This is a genomic window from Paenibacillus sp. WG02, assembly GCF_055396115.1.
Genome location: NZ_AP036016.1, coordinates 3,778,406 through 3,799,306 on the forward strand (window position 1 = coordinate 3,778,406; position 20,901 = coordinate 3,799,306).

Genomic DNA, 20,901 nt, shown 5'->3' on the forward strand with positions numbered 1-20,901 from the left:
GAAGGAGATATCAACGACATGAAAGCCATCGTGAAACCAACTGCCCGTTTACAAGGGGAAATCAACGCTCTCTCATCCAAAAACTATACAACACGCTATTTGCTAATTGGAGCACTTGCTGACGGGACGAGCACCATCTATTACCCGGCTCATAGTGAAGATAGTGATGCAATGAGACGCTGTGTCCGTGATTTGGGCGCTATTATTGAGGAAGATGATGAGAAAATCGTTATTACGGGCTTTGGTAAGAATCCCAAACATGTTTCTGAGCTTAATGTAGGGAATGCCGGCGCTGTTCTTCGCTTTTTAATGTCTACAGCCGCTTTTTGTCCTGATGTGACATTTGTAAATACATATCCCGAATCACTAGGCAAGCGCCCGCATGATGATCTCATTGATACTTTGCAACAAATGGGTGTGGAAGTGCAACATTCTAACGGACGTCTGCCGATAACTATTAAAGGGGGACACCCGCGCGGCGGCAAGCTCACAGTATCCGGTAATGTTAGTTCCCAGTTCCTTAGCTCTCTTTTATTTATGACACCACTGCTAGAAGAGGATAGTGAGATTGAGGTACTGCATGATTTGAAATCCAAAATTATTGTAGGTCAAACACTCGAAGTACTAGAACAGGCTGGTATTATTGTACACGCTAGCGAAGACCTTATGCATTACCGTATTCCTGGTAGACAATCCTATCAAGCCAAAGAATATGTCATTCAAGGCGATTACCCGGGCTCTGCTGCGATTTTAGCAGCTGCGGCAGTGACGAATTCAGATGTACGTGTTCTTCGTCTCGAAGAGAACAGCAAGCAGGGGGAGAAGGCTTGCGTGGATGTTCTGCGAGCAATGGGTGTCAATTTAACTCACGACAATGGTGTTGTGCATGTGAAAGGCAACCAAAAGCTGGTTGCTGGTGAGTTTGATGGAGATCACTTTACAGATGCTGTGCTTGCAATGGTTGCAGCAGCCGTATTTGCAGAAGGTACTTCTCGTTTCTACAATGTTGAAAATTTACGTTATAAAGAGTGTGACCGTATCACCGATTATTTGAACGAGCTGCGTAAAGCCGGTGCTGATGTAGAAGAACGCCAAAGTGAAATTATCGTGCATGGTAAACCGCAAGGTGTCACTGGCGGGGTCGAAATTAATGCTCATTTTGATCACAGAGTGATTATGGCTTTAACAGTTGTTGGTCTTCGTTCTGAAAAGGGTTTGATCATTCGTGATGCCCATCATGTGGCTAAATCCTACCCGCAGTACTTTGATCATTTACGTTCCATTGGTGCTCAGGTTGAACTTGTGAGTGAGACATAGATTCCCAAAACAACGAATGGGTGAGTCAGCATGACGATTATTTGGCAGGGTTTAAAGGTGACGTTCGGTTTCTTCCTCGTTGCTGGACTTGTGTTTGCAAGCAGTGTATTTGCTGTATTGCTGTATGCCAAAGCGACTGGTAAAGAACCAGCTATATTTGCGTCCAGTCCTGCGATACTTGCCCCCAAGCCATCAGCATCCGTAAAAGCAAATGAGGCTGCTTCTCCGTCGCCAGTTATCCAGATAAAAAAATCAGCAATGATTGATGCGCCTGTCTTTGCACAACTGCCTGAACTGCCAGCAGGTTGTGAAATTACAAGTTTAACGATGCTGCTGCAGTATACGGGTATCACAAAAAGCAAAATGGAACTTGCTGCAGAAATGCCTAAGGATGACACACCAGCGACCTTGAATGCGGACGGTTCAATTGCTTATTGGGGAAATCCTAACACAGGTTTCGTAGGCGATGTAACTCGGAAGCAGAGAGGTTTTGGCATCTATCATGCCGGACTATTTCCACTGTTGAAATCGTATATACCTCAAGCCATTGACATTACGGGCGAGTCTTTCGAATTATATGAGCAGCAAATTGCGAATGATATTCCGGTTATTATTTGGACCACGATTGATTTCAACATACCTTACAAATGGGTAACTTGGGATACCCCGAAGGGACCAATCAAGACGACATATGCTGAACATGCTGTATTATTGGTAGGATATGATGAGAATAATGTATACTTGAATGATCCTTTAAGCGGAAAAAAGCAAGTGCAGATAAACAAAACTCAGTTTATCGACAGTTGGACCGCAATGGGGAAACAAGGTCTCACGTACCTGAAAAAATAGGAGGGAAACTGATGATGACTTTTGAAAATCCGTCAAGAGAGCACATTAAAGAGATCCTAGCGAGTGCGGGTAATATTGCCGTAGTTGGTTTGTCTGACAAACCAGATCGTACATCGTATATGGTTTCCGCAGCAATGCAAAGCAGGGGATACCGAATTATTCCTGTCAATCCGAACGCCACTGAAATACTAGGCGAGAAATGCTACGCTTCTTTATCTGATATTCCAGAACCTGTGGATATCGTCAATGTGTTTCGCCGTGCTGACCAAGTGGTTCCTGTCGCTGAAGAAGCTGTTAAAATTAAAGCGAAGGTTTTCTGGCTCCAGCTCGATATTGTGAATGAAGAAGCTGCACGTATTGCTAGCGAAGCCGGGTTAGAAGTCATTATGGACCGCTGTATTAAAGTGGAAGATGCGATTCTAAATCCTCGAAGTAACTAAAAATCAACGCACATGGACAAAACTAAAAACCGCTTTTCTTTTACCAAATAGGTAAGGGAGAAGCGGTTTTCTGTATGTCTGGAATTAGGCTTTTAATATATCATGGTCGACGTACCGTTCACCATTTAACTCACTAATCACATTAATTGCGACTTTAGCGCCATCACCGGCCGTAACAATCGTATGCATACTGACACCAGCCGAAGTGCCTGCTGCCCATACGCCCTTAAGGCTGGTGTTGCCTTGAGCATCTGCATCAACGACTGTTTTGATGCGTGGTTCTGTTCCGGTCCTCGTTTGAATGCCTGCAGCTTCTGCAAGCTCAACAGACAGCCCTGTTGCAAGAATAACATGTTTTCCTTCGTACGCTCCGTTGTCTGTTGTTACTTGGAAGCCTTCTTCGGTTTTTGCCAATTGCTCCGCCTTGCCTTGTACGAATTCAGTCCCGAATTTAGCAGCTTGTTTCTTCCCGATTTCCACTAAATCAGGACCCGCTATCGCTTCTACGCCATAATGATTCTCGACCCAAGCTCGTTTAGTGACACTTTGATTGTTGTCAATGACAAGTGTCTTTTTACCTGCTTTTGCTGTGAACAGGGCTGCACTAGATCCTGCTGGGCCTGCTCCAATAATAATAACGTCGTATGTCATTACGGTAACTCCTCCTACAAAGAGAATGGGATACAATTGGATTATGGCATAGCTGATAATTCATAGTCAATTTTCCTTCGGACATCCCAATGGCTTCCATAAATAAAAAATCAACAAGCGGAGAGAATAAAAAAGGCCCCAAAAAAGGTGTCCAAAAATTTGAGAGTCCGAGGAGGATTTACACATGTACAACAATAACAACAGCTTTGGGAAAGCTTCCCAGGGTTATCAATCTTCACAAGGTTACCAGGGGAACAATGCGCAATATCAGGGTTATCAAAAACAGTATCAACCGATTGGGGCCGTACAATCTTTCTATAATCAATCTAACACTGGTCAAACCAACCAAGGATACAACCAAGGATACAACCAAGGATTCAGTCAAATGAATTCTCAAACATCTCAAGCAACCTCTCCGGAGTCTTTTCACACAGCTAACTATCGCGGAAATCAACCAGGCCATGACGCTTACCTTCGTAGCGATTCTTCGATGCCATCTGGGCAACAGCAACAGAGTAGCTTCCAGGGCGGATATTCTTCTTATAGCCCAATGAGCAGCCAATTCGGTTCTAACCAACCCCAACAATATGGTTATTCATCCGCTCAACAACAACAACAACAACAACAACCATTTGCTACCAGTCAGTTCAGTAGTTCCGCTCAATCCAATCAACAACCATATGGACAATCTTTTGTTTCACCTAACGCTTTCCATACGGCGAACTATCGTGGGAATCAACCTGGGCATGATGCGAATTTGCGCGGTGATTCTACGACACCTTCGCAGCAATCCTTCCAAAGTGGCTATGGATCACAACAAAGCATGCAGCAAAACATGCAGCAAAACATGCCACAACAATCGCTTCAATCTTTTATTTCCGGATTTAATAATCCTAGCATGGGGCAACAATCCGGATATAATTCCTCGTTTTAATAGGGGAACCGTTTTGAATGAATTTACGAGCAGGTCGAACGCCGACCTGCTTATTTTGTTTTGACAAACAGGCTAACAAGCTTTACGATTTGATAAGAAGGGCTTATGCTTACGAGGCAGTTTTCTTCGAAAACGCTGAGCTTGTGCTTACGATGTCTGTTTTGCTAAAGCAAAATCTTAGGAGGTAGCATACGTTTGAACTGGATGGGGAACTTACAACAGCTTGGCCGCTCATTAATGCTGCCTACCATTGCGCTTCCTATCGCTGCTGTGTTGCTTCGTCTAGGGGATCTACCTTGGGATGTCATTCACGCATCTAGCTTAGGGGATATGCTGCTGTTGGCTGGGAATACGGTCTTCGATTATATACCAATCATTTTCGCTGTTGGTGTGGCGCTAGGCCTTACAGAAAGTGCTGGGATTGCTGGTTTATCAGCCATGCTGGGCTATTTTATGTTCACAAGACTAATTGAACATGAACTGGGGACTCAATTTCAACTGGGTGTACCGGGTGGGATATTAATTGGATTACTTGCTGCTATTATTTATCATCGCTGTAAAGAAATCAAGCTCCCGGAATACATACAATTTTTCGGTGGTCCCCGCATAGTTCCGCTTATTATGGGGCTGTCCACGCTTGTAGTGTCTTATATTATGATCACTATTGGCCCCTACTTAGAAATGGGGATGGGCAAGCTTTCCAATTGGCTGCTTGGATTAGGCGGCATGGGCGCCTTTATTTATGGGATCGCGCACCGTCTTCTTGTACCGTCGGGTCTGCATCATATTTTGAATAACTTTTTCTGGTTTCAAGTAGGTGCTTATCGTACGCCAACGGGACACATGGCTTATGGGGATTTACCTAGGTATTTTGCCGGGGATCCGACGGCAGGTATGTACATGGCGGGATTGTATCCCATTATGATGTTTGCCCTCCCAGCAATCGCTTTTGCGATTATTGGAGAAGCGCGGGAAGATTTGAAACCGAAGATTAAGGCGACGTTCTTGACGGCAGCGCTAGCTTCTTTTTTAACCGGCGTTACGGAGCCTATTGAATTTGCCTTTCTCTTCGTAGCTCCGTATTTATTTGTTATTCATGCGATTTTGTCTGGAGCAGCCATGTGGTTGGCTTATGAATTGAACATTCAACACGGTTTTTCTTATTCGGCCGGGGCCATCGACTACGTCATTAATTTGCACCTATCGCATAACGGTTTATTGCTTATACCGATCGGTATCGTTTATGGGCTTCTCTACTATTTCTTGTTCCGCTGGGCTATTCGGCGGTTCCAGATTCCTACGCCCGGTAGAGAAGAAGGATCTTCACTTGAAGAGTGGGCAGGCGATATTCCATATCGATCTCCACTTATTTTGCAAGCACTCGGTGGGAAAGACAATATTAAGAAGATTGAAGCCTGCATTACCAGATTGCGTCTTACACTTGCCAATGATCGTTTGATGGACATCACGGCATTACGACACTTAGGAGCAGCAGGCGTCATCCGTCTTGGAGGAGGCAATGTTCAGGTCGTGTTCGGAACATTCTCAGAGCTAATTCGTGAAGAGATTATGAAAGTATTACGCAAAGATATTCATGTGGTGTTATTTACTTCGCCAATGCAAGGACGCATGATTCCGATTGAAGAAGTGCCTGATCGTATCTTTGCTTCGCGTTTGGTAGGAAACGGCGTTGCTTTTATTCCCGAGAAAGGAGAACTGGTTTCTCCTGTTGCCGGGACAATTATGCACATTTATCCGACGATGCATGCCCTTGGCATCCTGACCGAGGAAGGCTTGGAGGTCCTGCTGCACATCGGCATCGATACGTCTAGTTTGCCGGGTAAATGCTTTAACGCAGTAGTTAAAGAAGGCGATCACGTGGAACCGGGCAATTGCTAGTTAAGTTTAACTATAATAAAGTTAAAAAATTCGCTTCATCGATGGCGACACCGATGATTATTACGAATCCCGATCTTGTTAAATCTTGGAGCTTTGCTCCATTTAAAGCTGTCAAAAAAGGCCAAGGTTCTGTGATGTCTGTTGTCCTAAAGCCTACTAAACAATCGGGGGGGACGAATGGATGATCAGAGGAATAGGAGCGTCTTCAGGGATCGCAATGGGTCAGGCTTTTGTCATACCTACTTGGGAGTGGGATTTTCCTGAGAAAATGATTGATGTCACCGATTTGTCTTATGAATTTGAACGTTTGTATGATGGTATTCGATCTTCCAAAGATGAGCTAGAGATCATTAAGCAAGAGATTAAGGATGTAGTAGGACAGGATCAAGCTTATATTTTTGATGCGCATTTGGCGATTTTGGAAGATCCCATTTTTATGAACGAGATTCAGGGGATTATTGAACTGCAGTACAAAGCGGCGGAAGTCGCTGTAAAAGAAGTTATCGATAAATTTGTCGATATGTTCAATCTCATTGACGACGAATATATGAAGGAACGAGCACTTGATATTAAAGATGTCGGAAACCGGCTTCTGAAACACTTGCTCGGCGATACAAGCTCAACAGTACCACCGATCGATCATCCTTATATATTGGTCGCCAAAGAGCTAACGCCATCGCAATTGGCTCACTTGGATCCGGCTAATGTGCTTGGACTCCTAACGATTCTCGGTGGTACACATTCGCACGTTTCCATTATGGCAAGAGCAATGTCCGCACCGTATGTGCTCAGTTTGGAAGGCAAGCTTCTGCGGCCTATACAAAATGGCGACTTCCTCATTATCGATGGACAAGAGGGTACCTTATACATTAATCCTGATAAAATAACGATTGAGCGGTATCAAGCACGCAAAAAGAATTGGCTCGAGTTCAAAGAAAGCTTGCAAGAGATAGCTGACGTTGCTCCAGTAACGTTGGATAAGAGCTATGTGAATTTACATGCCAATATCAATTCCGTGCTGGAAATCGATCAAGTTTTACGTAACGGGGCTTCTGGAGTAGGTCTGTTTCGGACGGAATATCTGTACATGGACCGTGATTCACTTCCGAGCGAAGACGAGCAATATGAAGTATATCGTCATGCAGCGAGGCAGCTTAAAGGTCGCCCCATCGTCATCCGAACGCTCGATATTGGCGGAGATAAGAAGCTTGATTATTTGCCGCTTGCAAAAGAAGATAATCCATTTCTTGGGTATCGGGCGATTCGTATCTCGCTGGACCGTAAAGATCTGTTTATGACGCAGCTTAGAGCGATTCTAAGGGCCAGCCATTACGGCAACGTGAAAATTATGTATCCTATGGTCACTTCCCTGGATGAGGTGCGTCAGGCTAAAGCTCTGCTCGAGAAAGCTAAGGCGGAATTGTATGCTCAAGGCTTGCCGTATAATGCAAACATCGAAGTTGGATTAACGATTGAAGTGCCCGCTGCAGCTCTCATCGCGGATGTCCTAGCAAGTGAAGTGAATTTTATGAGCATTGGAACCAATGATCTTGTTCAATATGTATTAGCTGTGGACAGGATGAACGAAAACATCGCGCATTTATATAATCCCTATCATCCGGCAGTTATTAGGCTTCTTAAACATGTGATCGACTCGGCCAAAAGTGTAGGAATTCCCGTAGGCGTTTGCGGTGAAATGGCGGGTGACATCCGAGCGCTTCCGATTTGGCTGGGATTGGGAATAGAAGAACTTAGTATTTCCGTGCAGACACTGTTACAAGTGAAACACCGTTTATTAAGCAGCGACGCTAATAAGTGCAAACAGTTAGTCAATGAAATTCTAGTTTGCAAAACAAGTGATGAAATCATAGAACTGCTTGCTCAAACCGAACAAACAGAATCCATTGTAGGAGGAAATTAGCATGGAATTGACAGGAACAAAAGTATTAGCCTTTGTTGATGAAGAGTTTGAAGACTTGGAAATGTGGTATCCTGTTCTACGCTTGCGTGAATCCGGGGTCGTTGTGGATATTGTCGGTCCTAAGGCAGGAGCCGTGTACCACGGTAAATATGGTGTGCCTATTACAACAGACTATGCCTTCGATGAAGTAAAGTCTTCCGATTACATCGGCCTCTATGTTCCAGGAGGATGGGCGCCTGATAAGCTTCGTCGTTATCCGGACGTGATTCGTTTAACGCAGGAGTTTCACGCGGCAGTTAAGCCGATTGCTCAAATCTGTCATGCAGGTTGGGTGCTGATTTCGGCGAAAATCGTAAAAGGGTACACGATGACGTCGACGCCAGGCATTCGAGATGATCTCGAAAATGCAGGAGCAACTTGGTTGGACGAAGAAGTGGTTGTCGATCGCAACATCATTTCTGGGCGTCGCCCGCCAGATCTTCCCGCTTTTTCCAAGCGGTTTGTGGATGAGCTTATTCAATTTAATAAACAACAGGAAAAGTAACATTCCTCTACCATAGGTGGCAAAAACTACTACTCTTCATTCGGCAGGAAATCGATTAAAATCGTAGAATATCATAGTACAAGCAACTCATGTACATGCCGCCCGCAAAGTAGAAGGAGTGTTAGAATGCAAAAGTATTGTAAGTGCGGACGCACGATGAACCTTCGTCTTCGTACGGTTATTTATCAGAACATAGTCGACATTGAGAATGTACCTATTTACTCATGTGAAGCGTGTGGTCGCAGTGAAGTTGTTCCTCATGTCAAACCCGAACTTACCGGTTTAATCGGCAGGCTGGGGAGTAAGCCTGAGAAGCAGCAGCTCTTTTTTCATGAACTTTCGGAAGTTGCCTTTCTGCTGCTGAAGGTGACTGAAAAAGAGCATATGAATGATTCCATGGAAAAGATCGTTGAAGAACGGATCAATGAACTTTTGGACATCCTATTGCTAGCGCAATCGCTGGGTGATGAACCATGGACCGAAGAAATTCGCAAGCGGTTATCACAAATCACGCAGAGTGCAATATCGACATAAGCAGTTTTGGCCAATCCCAATGGGGGTTGGCTTTTGTAATTGATATAACCGTATAAAAGCATCAACCTTGACGAATTCACACGCCCCTAATGGACGATAATGTCGGTTATCCGTGCATAATGTGTACATCTTTTGAAAAAACATTGAAATTATTTTCAAAGCATTTTCAATATACATTGCAAGATGGATTAATTTGTCGTATCATAACGATAATATACTAGGATCGCAGAATACTTTTGAAAATGGAGAGAGTAACCGTGACCGTAACCATTTATGATGTAGCAAGAGAAGCAGGAGTTTCGATGGCAACCGTTTCTAGGGTTGTAAACAACAATCCTAACGTTAAGCCGCAAACACGCAAGAAGGTTTTTGAAGCCATTGAGCGTCTCGGTTACCGCCCTAATGCGGTAGCAAGGGGTTTAGCGAGTAAGAAGACAACGACCGTTGGTGTTGTCATACCCGATATTTCCAATTCCATTTTTGCTGAAGTAGCACGTGGGATTGAGGATATTGCCAATATGTACCATTACAATATCATTTTGTGTAATGCGGACAAGAAGAAAGAAAAAGAAATTCGTGTTATTAACACTTTGCTTGAAAAGCAGGTTGATGGTTTGCTCTTCATGGGTGGCGTTGTAACAGAGGAACATACACAGGCATTCCGTACGTCTTCCGTACCTGTCGTTTTATGCGGTACGAAGGATGAGAATCAAGCCATGGCATCTGTTGATATCGATCACGAGAAAGCTGCTTTCGATGCTGTGAATGTGCTGATTGAAGCCGGTCATCGTGATATTGCCATGATATCCGGAACTCTGCATGATCCAGCGAATGGATTTGCGCGTTATCAAGGTTACAAAAAAGCATTGGATGCGGCAGGTATTCCACTGCGTGATGAATATGTTCGCATTGGGAACTATCGTTATGAATCAAGTGTAGACGCCGTGAAATATTTCTTGGAGCTTTCACCAAGACCGACAGCGATCTTCTCTGCAACCGACGAGATGGCGATTGGCGCCATTCACACGATTCAAGACAATGGACTTAGAGTACCGCAAGATATCGCCGTTATTAGCGTGGACAATATTCGCATGGCTTCCATGGTTAGACCGACTTTAACGACAGTTGCACAACCGATGTATGATATCGGCGCAGTGTCAATGCGTCTTCTAACGAAGCTGATGAATAAAGAGTCAACAGATCATATGCAGGTTATCCTGCCGCACGAAATTATTTACCGTAACTCCGTTACACAATCTTAATCAAATCAAACCTCTAAGCGAGGTCATTCCTTTGGGGGTGATCTCGGTAGAGGTTTTCTCATGTAGATAAGGGAAAGAGGATAAATGAAATGACATGGAATAAAATTGCTCTAATCGGAGCGATGAACGAAGAAATAGAGCTGCTAGTTTCGCATATGACCGATGTGCGTGAAACGATCAAAGCTGGCATTACGTTTCGTGAAGGTACGTATTTTGACAAGCGAGTTGTCGTATGCCGAACAGGTGTAGGGAAAGTGAATGCGGCAGTGACGACTCAAATTCTAATTGATAACTTCGGCGTTGAAGCTGTTATTTTTACGGGTGTAGCGGGAGCTTTAGATCCAGAGCTGAATATCGGGGATCTTGTGATATCGAGTGAGTGCATGCAGCATGACATGGATGTTACAGCACTCGGGTTTGCTCGTGGCGTCATCCCTTATGAAGCGAAATCCATCTTCGAAGCGGATAGCAAGCTTGTTGAGCTGGCTGTTGCTTCAGGTGAAAAGCTGTTTGCAGGCAAGGTTAAAAAGGGGAGAGTACTCTCGGGGGACCAGTTTATTGCAAGTCGAGAAGTGGTTGCTAGCCTGTACGAAGAGCTTGGCGGTGTTTGTGTTGAGATGGAGGGAGCTTCGGTTGCTCAAGTTTGTTCGATGAATGCAACTCCATACGTCGTTCTGCGATCGATGTCCGATAAAGCAGATGGTTCAGCTCATGTTAACTTTGCTGAGTTTACCGTTCAAGCATCTGAGAATTCGTACAAAATGGTTGAGGATATCGTGAAGCATCTATAAATAAAAAAAGCTCAGAATGTCGCCGAAATGGCGGTTCTGAGCTTTTTTTCTACTTCAAATACATCATGGCGAGTTCCTTCGTTTGCCGGTTCTTCTCGGCAATCGCTTGGCGCCTTGGAATCGGCGCCCAAGCCTCTACGGGGTCCAGCCACGTATCCACCAGCTGGACCGGGCTCTTGCTCTGCCAGGCGTCGAGCCACGCCTGAGGCAGCTTCAGCTGAGGCTGAGCCTCCAGCTGAGCTAAGACCGCCTGCTCGCTCATAACGAGCCAGAGCAGGCTCCAAGCCCGCGGTACGACACGCCAGATGTCGTACCCGCCGCCCCCGAGCGCTATCCAGCGCCCTTCGCACCACTGGTGCGCAAGGGAGTGGATCAGCTCGGGCATAGCCTTGTACACGCGCATGGAGCAATGGACATGCGCGAGCGGGTCAAAAGCATGGGCATCGCACCCATGCTGCGAGATAATGACGTCTGGCTGGAAGCTTCGAATCGTCTCGGTAAGCACCTCGCCGAAGCACTCCAGCCATGACTCATCCTCGGTGTAGGGCTCCACCGGTATGTTAATACTCTTGCCGAACGCATCGCCTTCGCCGCGTTCGTTTACGGCGCCCGTGCCGGGGAATAAATATTTCCCCGTCTCGTGAATAGAAAGTGTGCATACCTGTGGATCGGCGTAGAAGGCCCACTGTACGCCATCCCCATGATGCACATCTGTATCGATGTACAGCACCTTGGCGCCGTACATCTCTTTGGCGTGCGCAATCGCCGCGGACGCGTCGTTGTAGACGCAGAAGCCTGCGCCCTTGCTCTGCAGGGCGTGGTGCAACCCGCCGCCCAGGTGAAGGGCGTGCGGAGCCTTGCCTGACATCACCAGCTCGACTGCGGTGATGGAGCCGCCTACGACCTTCGCCGTGGTTTCATGCATCCCGGCGAAGTAGGGCGTGTCGTCTGTGTCCAGCCCGAAGCGCGTTGCTTCTCGGATCCAAGCAGCTTCCGGCACGGAACAGCTAAGCGCTTTCACGGCTTCGATGTAAGCGGGTGAATGAACCCGCAGCAGCTCGCTATCTGTCGCGGAGCGAGGAGCCCATAGCGCGCTGTCAGGGAGCGCGCCGGCTTTGCGCAGCAAATCCACCGTCATTGTCAGACGATCTTGATTAAACGGGTGATTTTCATTAAATTTATATTGAATTTCTTGATCATCATAGATAAAGACAGGACTTGCCTTCTTGTTCATATCCCTAATTCCCCCGAATGGACTAACAATTTCGCTTGAAGCCCTAGAAATCCTGCGATTACAATTGAAATTAATACATGAACCGCTGCTGAAAACGAATGCGATCAAACTGTTCAATGGAAGAGATCGGCACCTCTTTACCGATTCTAACCATTAGACAGTTGGCTGGATGTGAGCATATTTCTGGGTCATCCGTAGCAAACCAAATCATGTCGATGCTTTTCATCAGCTTCTCCATCATTTGACGGTATTCCCAGACTGTTAATTTGCTTGTTTCCAAGTCCCAATGCCAATAATACTCCGTGGTGAAACAGATGACATTCTCCATCTGCTCTTCTTCGAAAGCGAGTCGAATCATCTTTTTCCCTAATCCGATGGATCGGTAGTCGTCTGCAACTTCGATGGCGCCGAGTTCAATTAAATCCTGCATATGACCCTGTGACCAACGCTCAATTTCGTCGGGATAGTGAAAGGTGACATAGCCGACAATGATGGAGCCGACTCTTGCAATGATGATACGACCTTCAGGTAATTGTGCGATTTCGACTAGAGCCTCTAACTGCTCCTTGGGTCTGCGGAACGCATCTAATTTGGTATGCATAATAAGCTCTTGCAAACTTTCTGCTGAAACAGGGCCTTCTATGATAATTTCGGGCTGATCAGGAGCTGCGCGCAGGCTGTGTGAGTGGTATATTTTGATATGTTGCATAACCTTAGCCCTCCTTTTAAAAAACAGCATGATGAACGTTTCCTCTTCCGTTAGGTCATAGTATTCTTATACCAAACTTTGGTTGGAATTAAAAGACGAATTTTTAACGTAGGCGAATATTTCCTAGTATGATATAATAGAATATGTCAAAAATCGATCACATTTTGCTTGAAATAGTCAGTAAAATGAAAACGGTTTACCACGTGAGGAGGGTTTTACGTACATGGATCAAATGAAAGTTGAACTCATTGAAGCTGTATCCCCTAATCCTAACATGAACAATTATGAAGAAACACATGCATCATTTGATTGGAAAGACATTGAGAAGAACTTTTCCTGGTACGAAACAGGTAAAGTTAACATGGCTTATGAAGCTATTGACCGCCATGCAGATTCATCCAAAAAGGACAAAATCGCTCTGTACTACAGCGATAATCAGCGAGAAGAAGCAATCACTTTTGGTCAAATGAAAGCAAAGTCCAATCAGTTTGGTAATGTGCTTCGAGGACTTGGCGTTGGTAAAGGCGAACGCGTTTTCATCTTCATGCCGCGCACACCGGAACTTTACTATTCCTTACTCGGAACCCTCAAAGTAGGCGCTGTTGTTGGGCCGTTATTTGAGGCTTTCATGGAAACAGCAGTCAGAGACCGTTTGGAAGACAGTGAAGCCGTAGCGATCGTTACGACACCAAGTTTACTATCGCGTGTTCCTTATAATGAGCTTCCGCATTTGAAGCATGTCATTCTCGTTGGAGATAACGTGGAGCTAGCTGAAGGACAAGTTGATTTCTACAAAGAGATGGAAAGCGCTTCAACAGAACTTGACATCGAGTGGCTGGATCGCGAGGATGGATTAATTATCCATTATACGTCTGGTTCAACGGGTAAACCGAAGGGTGTCTATCACGTTCAAAACGCTATGCTTCAACATTATTATACGGGTAAAATTGTATTAGATCTTAAAGAAGACGATATTTATTGGTGTACAGCGGATCCAGGTTGGGTAACAGGTACCTCCTACGGGATCTTTGCTCCATGGTTAAATGGTGCAACGAATGTCATTCGCGGCGGACGGTTCAGTCCCCAAGATTGGTATAGTACGCTTCAGAAATATAAAGTAACTATTTGGTACAGTGCGCCAACGGCTTTCCGTATGTTGATGGGTGCCGGTGATGATGTGGTCACTTCATTTGATCTGTCTTCGCTTCGTCACGTACTTAGCGTAGGCGAACCGTTAAATCCCGAAGTTGTACGTTGGGGGTTAAAAGTTTATAACCAACGTATTCATGACACTTGGTGGATGACTGAAACGGGTGGACAACTCATCTGTAACTATCCATCCATGACGATCAAGCCTGGTTCAATGGGGCGCCCAATTCCGGGCGTTGAAGCGGCTATTATTGATGATGCAGGGAACGTTCTGCCTTCTAACCGGATGGGGAACCTAGCTATCAAAACGCCATGGCCTTCGATGATGCGCAAAATTTGGAATAATCCATCTAAATACGAAGAATATTTCCGTTTGACAGGTTGGTACGTTTCCGGAGATTCGGCTTATCAGGATGAAGAGGGTTACTTCTGGTTCCAAGGTCGAGTGGACGATGTGATTAACACAGCAGGTGAGCGCGTAGGTCCTTTCGAGGTGGAGAGTAAGCTCGTTGAGCATCCGGCGGTTGCAGAGGCTGGAGTTATTGGCAAGCCTGACCCGATGCGTGGAGAGATCATTAAAGCGTTTATCGCTCTGCGTGAAGGCTTCACACCATCTGATGAGCTCAAAGCGGATATTTCCAAATTTGTTAAAGAAGGGCTTTCTGCCCATGCGGCTCCTCGTGAAATTGAATTCAAAGACAAGCTGCCTAAGACACGCAGTGGTAAAATTATGCGCCGTGTTCTTAAAGCTTGGGAGCTTAATTTGCCAACAGGCGACTTATCGACGATCGAAGACTAATAAGCAAGCAAGCCTTCCTTGTACCAGATTTCTTGGGTATGAGGGAGGCTTTTTTATTTATTTAAGCTTTTGGAAAATAACAAAGACCCGGTTATCCGGGTCTTTGTACATCGTGACTTAGTTGTTATAGGCGATAGCGGCTGATGGCTTTGATTCGCCTGCATCATTGACAGCAGTTACTTTATAATAACCGTTGTAAGCTGCTGCGTAATAGTGAAACTCGGTTGCATCACTCACAGAACCAAGCTTCTTAAAAGTGCCTTTTTCTTTATCACTAAAATAGACTTGATACTGCTTTACTTTATCCTTGGACGCATTGGCTTTCCAAGTTAAAACCACACCTGCGCCATCTGCTTTGGCTTTAATACCGGTTGGTGCAGCTGGCAGGTCCTTTGCACTTCCATGGTTACCATTGTCGGTTCCGATGGGTTCACCGATTCCGCCGTTGGAGCCTGCAGGAGGGTTAGTTGCTCCTGGAATTTGATTGCCGTCGACAGAAGGTACGAACAATGAATCTAGCGAGCTTCCATCTGTATAAGAGGAGCGGCTAGGTACCGATTCTTTCCCCGCTACATCGACTGCTGTTACATAATATCCGATTAAGCTAGTTCCTGGGATTTGATCGGTAAATTTCGTCTCAGCCCCTGCCAAGACCACTTTGCCCCCCATGAGCTGGAACTTACCGCGGTTATCGGAACGATATATGCGATAGCCGACGATATCAGGATTCGGACTTGCCTGGAAGGCAATAGTTGCTGTATCACCGGACTTTGTTGTTATAACGTTCGTTGGTGCTGCAGGCTCTTTACCGTCATCAACCCGAGGGTCAACTTCGGATGGTGCGTCATCGTCATAATCGGTAGGCTTATAATTATCGATCGGCTTACGGCTTTTTTCAGGTAGTTTACTCATGGCTACTTCGATTTCTTTGAGCAATTGACTGATCGATTTTTGCCTTTTAATAACTGTTTTCTCCTGCACGAAATCTGCCGGCGTATTATCTTGTGCCATGTAATTCAGTCCGCCAAATGAACTGATTTTCATCCGTACCATCACATTGTCGACTTCAGTTGGCACATATTTCTTGTTGAAAAGATCAGTAACTAAAAGATCGGACTTCGTCGTTAATTCGCTCGGAAGCTTACCTGACAAGCTGGAAACGGTTGCCGAGACAATACCTTCCGGTTTTGCGAAAGTTTTGGTAGGGAATAGCTCCGGCTTTTGTTCGATCGTTCGGTTCATGATGAGTGCCCATATATCTTTGGCGTGATAGGTTTGATGCATTTGCGATGATTTCAACGACGATGACAATTTATTGATCGGTTGATCGTAGCCGATCCACACGCCAACTGTGATGTCCGGGCTGAATCCCATAAACCAAGCATCGGCATCGTCTTGCGTAGATCCTGTTTTACCTGAAATCTCAATTTTGCCGTATGATTTATATTTTTGCATCAAATCTGTCGCTGTACCTTGGCTAATCACCGTTTTCATCATATCCGTAATTAGATATGCACTTTGCGGAGAGTAGACAGGAGTAGGCTTCAGATCATGCGTATAAATCGTTTTGCCATTCGAATCTTTGATTTCTCGAATCATAAACGTATCATTAAATACGCCTTTATTCGGAATAGAAGCATAAGCGCCAGTCAGTTCCCTCACGGAAGTTCCCTTGCTTAAACCGCCGATTACACCGGTCTGCGCAACGTAATCTTCTTTTTGAATGGACGTGATACCGAGTTTTTTTGCAAAATCCCAAGCATCATTAATGCCCACTTTATTCAAAAATATATCAATAGCAGGGATGTTGTAAGACTGGTTTAGTGCTTTTCTGGCTGTCATTAATCCGTGAAACTTGTGATCCCAGTTTTCTGGAAGATGAAAGCCTTTCACACCGTCTTTTAGAATAATGGGGATATCATCCACGACACTAGCCGGTTGAATGGCCCCTTTCTCTAAGGCAGGTATATAAGCGGCGATTGGTTTCATGGTTGATCCAGGCTGCCTGAATGCTTGTGTGGCGTGATTGAGCTGCTCTTCGAAGAAATTGCGCCCCTCAATCATCCCTTTTATAGCCCCAGTTTTAGAATCGATCATGATGGCCCCGACTTGTTCCATGCCCTTTTTATCGTCTGTAGGGGCGAAGTTTTTCTCATTACTCGATATTTCATGCATGGAATCATAAATCGTCTTATCAATGGTTGTATAGATTTGATAACCACCACGTAAGAGCTGAGTATGTATGCCTTTTAATGCTTCATTATAAGCGGCCTGATTTTTCTTAGGATCAAGATCAGGCTTCTGGATCTTCAACAAAATTTCTGCTGCTTCTTGTTCTGTTTCAATCATTAGGTAAGGATAAGTCGTATAAGCCTTCTGAGCCGCAGCGGGCATGGAAGCTTTGAGATCAAACTTAAGTGCTTCTTGGTACTGCTCGTTCGTAATTTTCTTTTCTTCCAGCATCCGTTTGAGTACTAATTGTTCACGCGTAACCGCTTTTTTGAACCCATCTTCATCAAACTCGGGCTTACTTGTGAAGGCAGAGTACTGCGATGGGGATTGCGGCAGACCGGCTAAGTATGCGGCTTGAGCAACGTTTAACTTATCCAGATCGTCGATGTTGAAGAGACCTTTGGCAGCAGCTTTAATCCCATACAGATTATAGCCAGTCGCGCCATTGCCATAAGGAATTTTGTTCAAATAAGCGAGCAAAATTTCATCCTTGGACATTAGGCGTTCCATCCGCAGCGCAAGCAGGAGCTCTCTTGCTTTACGTCCGTCATCTTTGTCTAGTGTTAGAAATACCCGTCTGGCAAGCTGTTGCGTAATCGTACTGCCGCCTGTTTGTACTTCCTCGTTCAGCAGCTTCTGAGTTACTGCGCGGTAAAGTCCGCGGAAATCGATCCCGCGATGGTTGTAGAAGTCTTTGTCTTCAATAGCGAGGACAGCGTCTAACAGTAGTTGAGGTATGTCATCTAGCTGAGCGAGACGACGGTCTTCTTCCGTTCGCAATTGCCCTATGACAGTATCGTCATTGAAGTAAGCAAAGCCTGTTACTGCATTTTCCTGCATCTGCTGACGTATGGATTCTTCGGTGCGTACAGGATCTTTTTTGACAAGTGCACTCACATACCCGAATGCGGCGGATCCACCAACAATCCCCGCCAAAAAAGCACTAATGATGGTCCACTTTAAGGTAATCCAAGTTACTTTGAATGTCGTTCTCACCCAAGGGCGATTCCATTTTGCGAAAAAATTGCGCATAAGTTCCAATATCCTCCTTACATGAACCCTAATAGTATACCATAATTGCACCTTATGCGGTAATGATGAACCGAAGAAACGATGCCGACATGGTTTGACAACACCTAGAAACATGTGATAAATTTTTATCAAATGCGTAGAAAGATCAGCAGTAGGTAGCTTGTGGATGCTTTCAGAGAGCCGGTGGAGGGTGCGAACCGGTACCTGCAGGTTAGTGAATTACGGTCTTGAGCAGTGAATGGGAACCTGCAGCTACATGAGCTGCACAAGTAGTATTTGCCGATTAAACCCCGTTAAAGGTTCTTGAGTGAAAATAGCTAGCCGTGCACATAACACCTGTTATAGATGTACGTAACTACTGTTTTAATTAGGGTGGTACCGCGAGTCAAGTCTTCTCGTCCCTTTGTGGATAAGAAGGCTTTTTTTGTATGTTTAAAGAAAAAGGAGATGGATGAACATGGATATTTTGAAGGATTTGGAGTTTCGTGGGCTGCTGCATCAAATTACGGATCGAGAGGGCTTGGACAAAAAGCTAAGCGAGGAGCGTGTTACGCTTTATTGCGGCTTTGACCCTACTGCAGACAGCTTGCATATCGGCAGTTTGCTGCCTATTCTAACGCTGAGACGCTTTCAGCTCGCAGGTCATATTCCTTTGGCACTCGTTGGCGGGGGAACCGGTTTAATCGGTGATCCAAGCGGGAAAGCCAATGAGCGAACACTTAATGGACCTGAAGTTGTCGAGGCTTGGTCTCAAAGCATCAAAAAGCAGTTATCTCGATTTCTCGACTTCTCGACTGAAATTGAAAATAGTGCAGAGCTAGTCAACAATTACGATTGGCTTGGATCGCTGAATGTCATCGAATTCCTTCGTGATGTAGGCAAAAATTTTACCGTCAATTACATGTTGGCCAAGGATTCTGTTGATTCACGGATCTCCAAAGGGATTTCTTTCACAGAGTTCAGCTACATGATTCTGCAATCTTACGATTTCCTGAAGCTCAATGAAACCAAAAATTGCTCCGTGCAAATTGGCGGAAGTGACCAATGGGGCAATATTACGGCTGGTCTTGAGCTTATCGGTAAATCCACAGACAAACGTGCTTACGGAGTAACTTTGCCGCTTGTGACAAAGAGTGATGGTCAAAAGTTCGGAAAGACAGAAGGCGGAGCTATTTGGTTAGATGCTAGCAAAACGTCTCCTTACCAGTTCTACCAATTTTGGTTAGGCACTGCCGACAATGATGCCATCCGTTTCCTGAAATATTTTACTTTCGTTTCTCATGAGGAAATCGAACGTCTCGAAGAAGAAGTACAGGCTCAGCCTGAGAAGAGGGAAGCTCAGAAATTGCTTGCCCGCGAAGTTACGAGGCTTGTACATGGTGGAGACGCGTTAGAAAGTGCTCTTAACATTACAGCGGCTTTATTCAGTGGGAATATTCAGGAGCTTTCTCGTACAGAAATTGAAGAAGCGTTCAAGGATGTTCCATCTACAACGATAGATCAAGATGATATGGCGTTGGTTGATTTACTGATATCCGTAGGAGCGGCACCGTCTAAACGTCAAGCGCGTCAAGATATTGAAAGCGGGGACTGTCACGGTCAACGGTGTTAAAGTGACGCAATTCGATGCAGCAGCCAAAGATTTGGGTAGGCTCGGAGATACTTACATTATTATTCGCCGCGGTAAAAAGAATTACTATCTTGTACAGTTAGCTTAACAAAAAATAAGCCCCTCAGGGAAATCCCAGAGGGGCTTGCTTTTATTAACGGCTGTAGAACTCGACGATTTGTTTCTCGTCAATTTCTTGTGGAAGCTCAGAACGTTCTGGCAAACGGATGTACTTGCCTTCTACGCTTGCGTCGTTGAACTCAAGGTAAGTTGGCAGGTAGTTACGGTTAGCAAGAGCTTCTTTCACTGCGGAAAGACCTTTGCTTCTTTCACGAAGAGCAATAACGTCGCCAGTAGATACGATGTAAGAAGCGATATCTACTTTTTTGCCGTTCACAGTTACGTGACCGTGAGCAACTAGCTGACGCGCGCCTGCGCGGGAGTTGGAAAGACCAAGACGGTAAACCAAGTTGTCCAAACGGCTTTCAAGCAAGATCATGAAGTTCTCACCGGCAATACCTTTAAGTTTGGAAGCTTTATCGAACAAGTTGCGGAATTGCTTCTCGTTCAAACCGTACATGTGACGAAGCTTTTGTTTTTCATTTAATTGAACGCCATAGCCGCTCATTTTTTTGCGTTGTCCTGGGCCATGTTGACCTGGAGGGAATGGGCGTTTCAAGTCTTTGCCGTTACCGCTCAAAGAGATACCAACACGACGGCTTAATTTAAATTTAGGTCCTGTATAACGTGACATTTAGGAAAAACTCCTTCTTTTCAACAATTAGTTTAGTAGATAGCATCTAGATGTCAGGGTGAAGACAAGTGCCTGGTTTTGCTTACGAATCATACTGTGATTCCCTGACAAGAGTAGTTCAGCCGCTGTCTTGGCAGGAGCAAAAGCAGTGAGGGTGATCACAATTGGCATTCACCGAAATCATGTTGTTACTCGACTTCTAATTTTATTAAAAACAGGGGCATGTGTCAAGTCTCAATCC

The 20,901-nt window shown here is 45.1% G+C and carries 15 protein-coding genes, 2 pseudogenes and 1 other annotated feature; of the genes and pseudogenes, 12 read left to right on the forward strand and 5 right to left on the reverse strand.

Annotated features, from left to right (window positions below):
• The first annotated feature begins 18 nt into the window (after window positions 1-18).
• The 3 genes from aroA to ACBP55_RS16795 are packed head-to-tail and all read left to right on the forward strand — an operon-like array spanning window position 19 to window position 2,606.
• Complete coding sequence (aroA, locus tag ACBP55_RS16785) at window positions 19-1,317, forward strand: 3-phosphoshikimate 1-carboxyvinyltransferase (RefSeq protein WP_464652864.1); 1,299 nt, start codon at window positions 19-21, stop codon at window positions 1,315-1,317.
• A 30-nt stretch (window positions 1,318-1,347) separates the two neighbouring features.
• Complete coding sequence (locus ACBP55_RS16790; protein WP_464652865.1) at window positions 1,348-2,166, forward strand: C39 family peptidase; 819 nt, start codon at window positions 1,348-1,350, stop codon at window positions 2,164-2,166.
• A gap of 14 nt (window positions 2,167-2,180) precedes the next feature.
• On the forward strand, window positions 2,181-2,606 hold the full coding sequence (locus ACBP55_RS16795; RefSeq protein ID WP_464653331.1) for a CoA-binding protein: 426 nt from the start codon (window positions 2,181-2,183) through the stop codon (window positions 2,604-2,606).
• Window positions 2,607-2,690: 84 nt separating this feature from the next.
• On the opposite strand, the gene ACBP55_RS16800 is transcribed toward ACBP55_RS16795, so the two are convergent.
• The gene (locus tag ACBP55_RS16800) at window positions 2,691-3,257 is read right to left on the reverse strand and encodes an NAD(P)/FAD-dependent oxidoreductase (RefSeq protein ID WP_464652866.1); all 567 of its coding nucleotides are present in this window, start codon (window positions 3,255-3,257) and stop codon (window positions 2,691-2,693) included.
• Between the two features lie 184 nt (window positions 3,258-3,441).
• On the opposite strand from ACBP55_RS16800, the gene ACBP55_RS16805 reads away from it, so the two are divergent.
• The 7 genes and pseudogenes from ACBP55_RS16805 to ACBP55_RS16835 all read left to right on the forward strand — a co-directional run bounded on the left by ACBP55_RS16805 (window position 3,442) and on the right by ACBP55_RS16835 (window position 11,142).
• Entirely contained in the window at window positions 3,442-4,191 is a 750-nt protein-coding gene (locus ACBP55_RS16805; protein WP_464652867.1) for a hypothetical protein, read from the forward strand.
• Window positions 4,192-4,386: 195 nt separating this feature from the next.
• Window positions 4,387-6,275: pseudogene (locus ACBP55_RS16810) on the forward strand (glucose PTS transporter subunit IIA).
• The gene (gene ptsP, locus ACBP55_RS16815) at window positions 6,272-8,011 is read left to right on the forward strand and encodes a phosphoenolpyruvate--protein phosphotransferase (protein WP_464652868.1); all 1,740 of its coding nucleotides are present in this window, start codon (window positions 6,272-6,274) and stop codon (window positions 8,009-8,011) included. Before ACBP55_RS16810 ends, ptsP begins: the two are co-directional and overlap by 4 nt.
• Window position 8,012: 1 nt before the next feature.
• Window positions 8,013-8,555, forward strand: coding sequence for a type 1 glutamine amidotransferase domain-containing protein (locus ACBP55_RS16820; RefSeq protein ID WP_029195584.1), 543 nt, complete (start codon window positions 8,013-8,015; stop codon window positions 8,553-8,555).
• 126 nt (window positions 8,556-8,681) lie between these two features.
• Window positions 8,682-9,089 (forward strand): hypothetical protein, encoded by a 408-nt coding sequence (locus ACBP55_RS16825; RefSeq protein WP_464652869.1) that lies wholly within the window; start codon window positions 8,682-8,684, stop codon window positions 9,087-9,089.
• A 257-nt stretch (window positions 9,090-9,346) separates the two neighbouring features.
• Window positions 9,347-10,351 carry a catabolite control protein A gene (ccpA, locus tag ACBP55_RS16830; RefSeq protein ID WP_029195586.1) on the forward strand — a complete coding sequence of 335 codons (1,005 nt, stop codon included), beginning with the start codon at window positions 9,347-9,349 and terminating at the stop codon, window positions 10,349-10,351.
• An 89-nt stretch (window positions 10,352-10,440) separates the two neighbouring features.
• A complete protein-coding gene (locus ACBP55_RS16835; RefSeq protein WP_464652870.1) occupies window positions 10,441-11,142 on the forward strand; it encodes a 5'-methylthioadenosine/adenosylhomocysteine nucleosidase in 702 nt (233 codons plus the stop codon).
• Between the two features lie 49 nt (window positions 11,143-11,191).
• On the opposite strand, the gene ACBP55_RS16840 is transcribed toward ACBP55_RS16835, so the two are convergent.
• Both ACBP55_RS16840 and ACBP55_RS16845 read right to left on the reverse strand, forming a co-directional pair.
• The gene (locus ACBP55_RS16840; protein WP_464652871.1) at window positions 11,192-12,376 is read right to left on the reverse strand and encodes an acetoin utilization protein AcuC; all 1,185 of its coding nucleotides are present in this window, start codon (window positions 12,374-12,376) and stop codon (window positions 11,192-11,194) included.
• Between the two features lie 70 nt (window positions 12,377-12,446).
• A complete protein-coding gene (locus ACBP55_RS16845) occupies window positions 12,447-13,085 on the reverse strand; it encodes a GNAT family N-acetyltransferase (RefSeq protein ID WP_464652872.1) in 639 nt (212 codons plus the stop codon).
• Between the two features lie 223 nt (window positions 13,086-13,308).
• Between ACBP55_RS16845 and acsA the strand changes: the two genes are divergently transcribed.
• Window positions 13,309-15,033: an acetate--CoA ligase gene (acsA, locus tag ACBP55_RS16850; RefSeq protein ID WP_464652873.1), complete on the forward strand. Its 1,725-nt coding sequence runs from the start codon at window positions 13,309-13,311 to the stop codon at window positions 15,031-15,033.
• A gap of 117 nt (window positions 15,034-15,150) precedes the next feature.
• On the opposite strand, the gene ACBP55_RS16855 is transcribed toward acsA, so the two are convergent.
• Window positions 15,151-18,297 carry a transglycosylase domain-containing protein gene (locus tag ACBP55_RS16855; protein ID WP_464652874.1) on the reverse strand — a complete coding sequence of 1,049 codons (3,147 nt, stop codon included), beginning with the start codon at window positions 18,295-18,297 and terminating at the stop codon, window positions 15,151-15,153.
• A gap of 128 nt (window positions 18,298-18,425) precedes the next feature.
• Window positions 18,426-18,703, forward strand: a binding site (T-box leader).
• A gap of 51 nt (window positions 18,704-18,754) precedes the next feature.
• On the opposite strand from ACBP55_RS16855, the pseudogene tyrS reads away from it, so the two are divergent.
• Window positions 18,755-20,015, forward strand: a pseudogene (tyrS, locus tag ACBP55_RS16860) (tyrosine--tRNA ligase).
• A gap of 45 nt (window positions 20,016-20,060) precedes the next feature.
• Here the strand turns inward: tyrS and rpsD are convergent.
• Window positions 20,061-20,660 carry a 30S ribosomal protein S4 gene (rpsD, locus tag ACBP55_RS16865; RefSeq protein ID WP_029195593.1) on the reverse strand — a complete coding sequence of 200 codons (600 nt, stop codon included), beginning with the start codon at window positions 20,658-20,660 and terminating at the stop codon, window positions 20,061-20,063.
• Between the last annotated feature and the right edge of the window lie 241 nt (window positions 20,661-20,901).

Bases quoted from the DNA above. Each gene is read 5' to 3' on its own strand.
- aroA (WP_464652864.1), top strand. From the start codon at position 19: ATGAAAGCCATCGTGAAACCAACTGCCCGTTTACAAGGGGAAATCAAC.
- ACBP55_RS16795 (WP_464653331.1), top strand. From the start codon at position 2,181: ATGACTTTTGAAAATCCGTCAAGAGAGCACATTAAAGAGATCCTAGCG.
- ACBP55_RS16790 (WP_464652865.1), top strand. From the start codon at position 1,348: ATGACGATTATTTGGCAGGGTTTAAAGGTGACGTTCGGTTTCTTCCTC.
- ptsP (WP_464652868.1), top strand. From the start codon at position 6,272: ATGATCAGAGGAATAGGAGCGTCTTCAGGGATCGCAATGGGTCAGGCT.
- ACBP55_RS16820 (WP_029195584.1), top strand. From the start codon at position 8,013: ATGGAATTGACAGGAACAAAAGTATTAGCCTTTGTTGATGAAGAGTTT.
- ACBP55_RS16855 (WP_464652874.1), bottom strand. From the start codon at position 18,297: ATGCGCAATTTTTTCGCAAAATGGAATCGCCCTTGGGTGAGAACGACA.
- ACBP55_RS16825 (WP_464652869.1), top strand. From the start codon at position 8,682: ATGCAAAAGTATTGTAAGTGCGGACGCACGATGAACCTTCGTCTTCGT.
- acsA (WP_464652873.1), top strand. From the start codon at position 13,309: ATGGATCAAATGAAAGTTGAACTCATTGAAGCTGTATCCCCTAATCCT.
- ACBP55_RS16840 (WP_464652871.1), bottom strand. From the start codon at position 12,376: ATGAACAAGAAGGCAAGTCCTGTCTTTATCTATGATGATCAAGAAATT.
- ACBP55_RS16845 (WP_464652872.1), bottom strand. From the start codon at position 13,085: ATGCAACATATCAAAATATACCACTCACACAGCCTGCGCGCAGCTCCT.
- ACBP55_RS16835 (WP_464652870.1), top strand. From the start codon at position 10,441: ATGACATGGAATAAAATTGCTCTAATCGGAGCGATGAACGAAGAAATA.
- rpsD (WP_029195593.1), bottom strand. From the start codon at position 20,660: ATGTCACGTTATACAGGACCTAAATTTAAATTAAGCCGTCGTGTTGGT.
- ACBP55_RS16800 (WP_464652866.1), bottom strand. From the start codon at position 3,257: ATGACATACGACGTTATTATTATTGGAGCAGGCCCAGCAGGATCTAGT.
- ACBP55_RS16805 (WP_464652867.1), top strand. From the start codon at position 3,442: ATGTACAACAATAACAACAGCTTTGGGAAAGCTTCCCAGGGTTATCAA.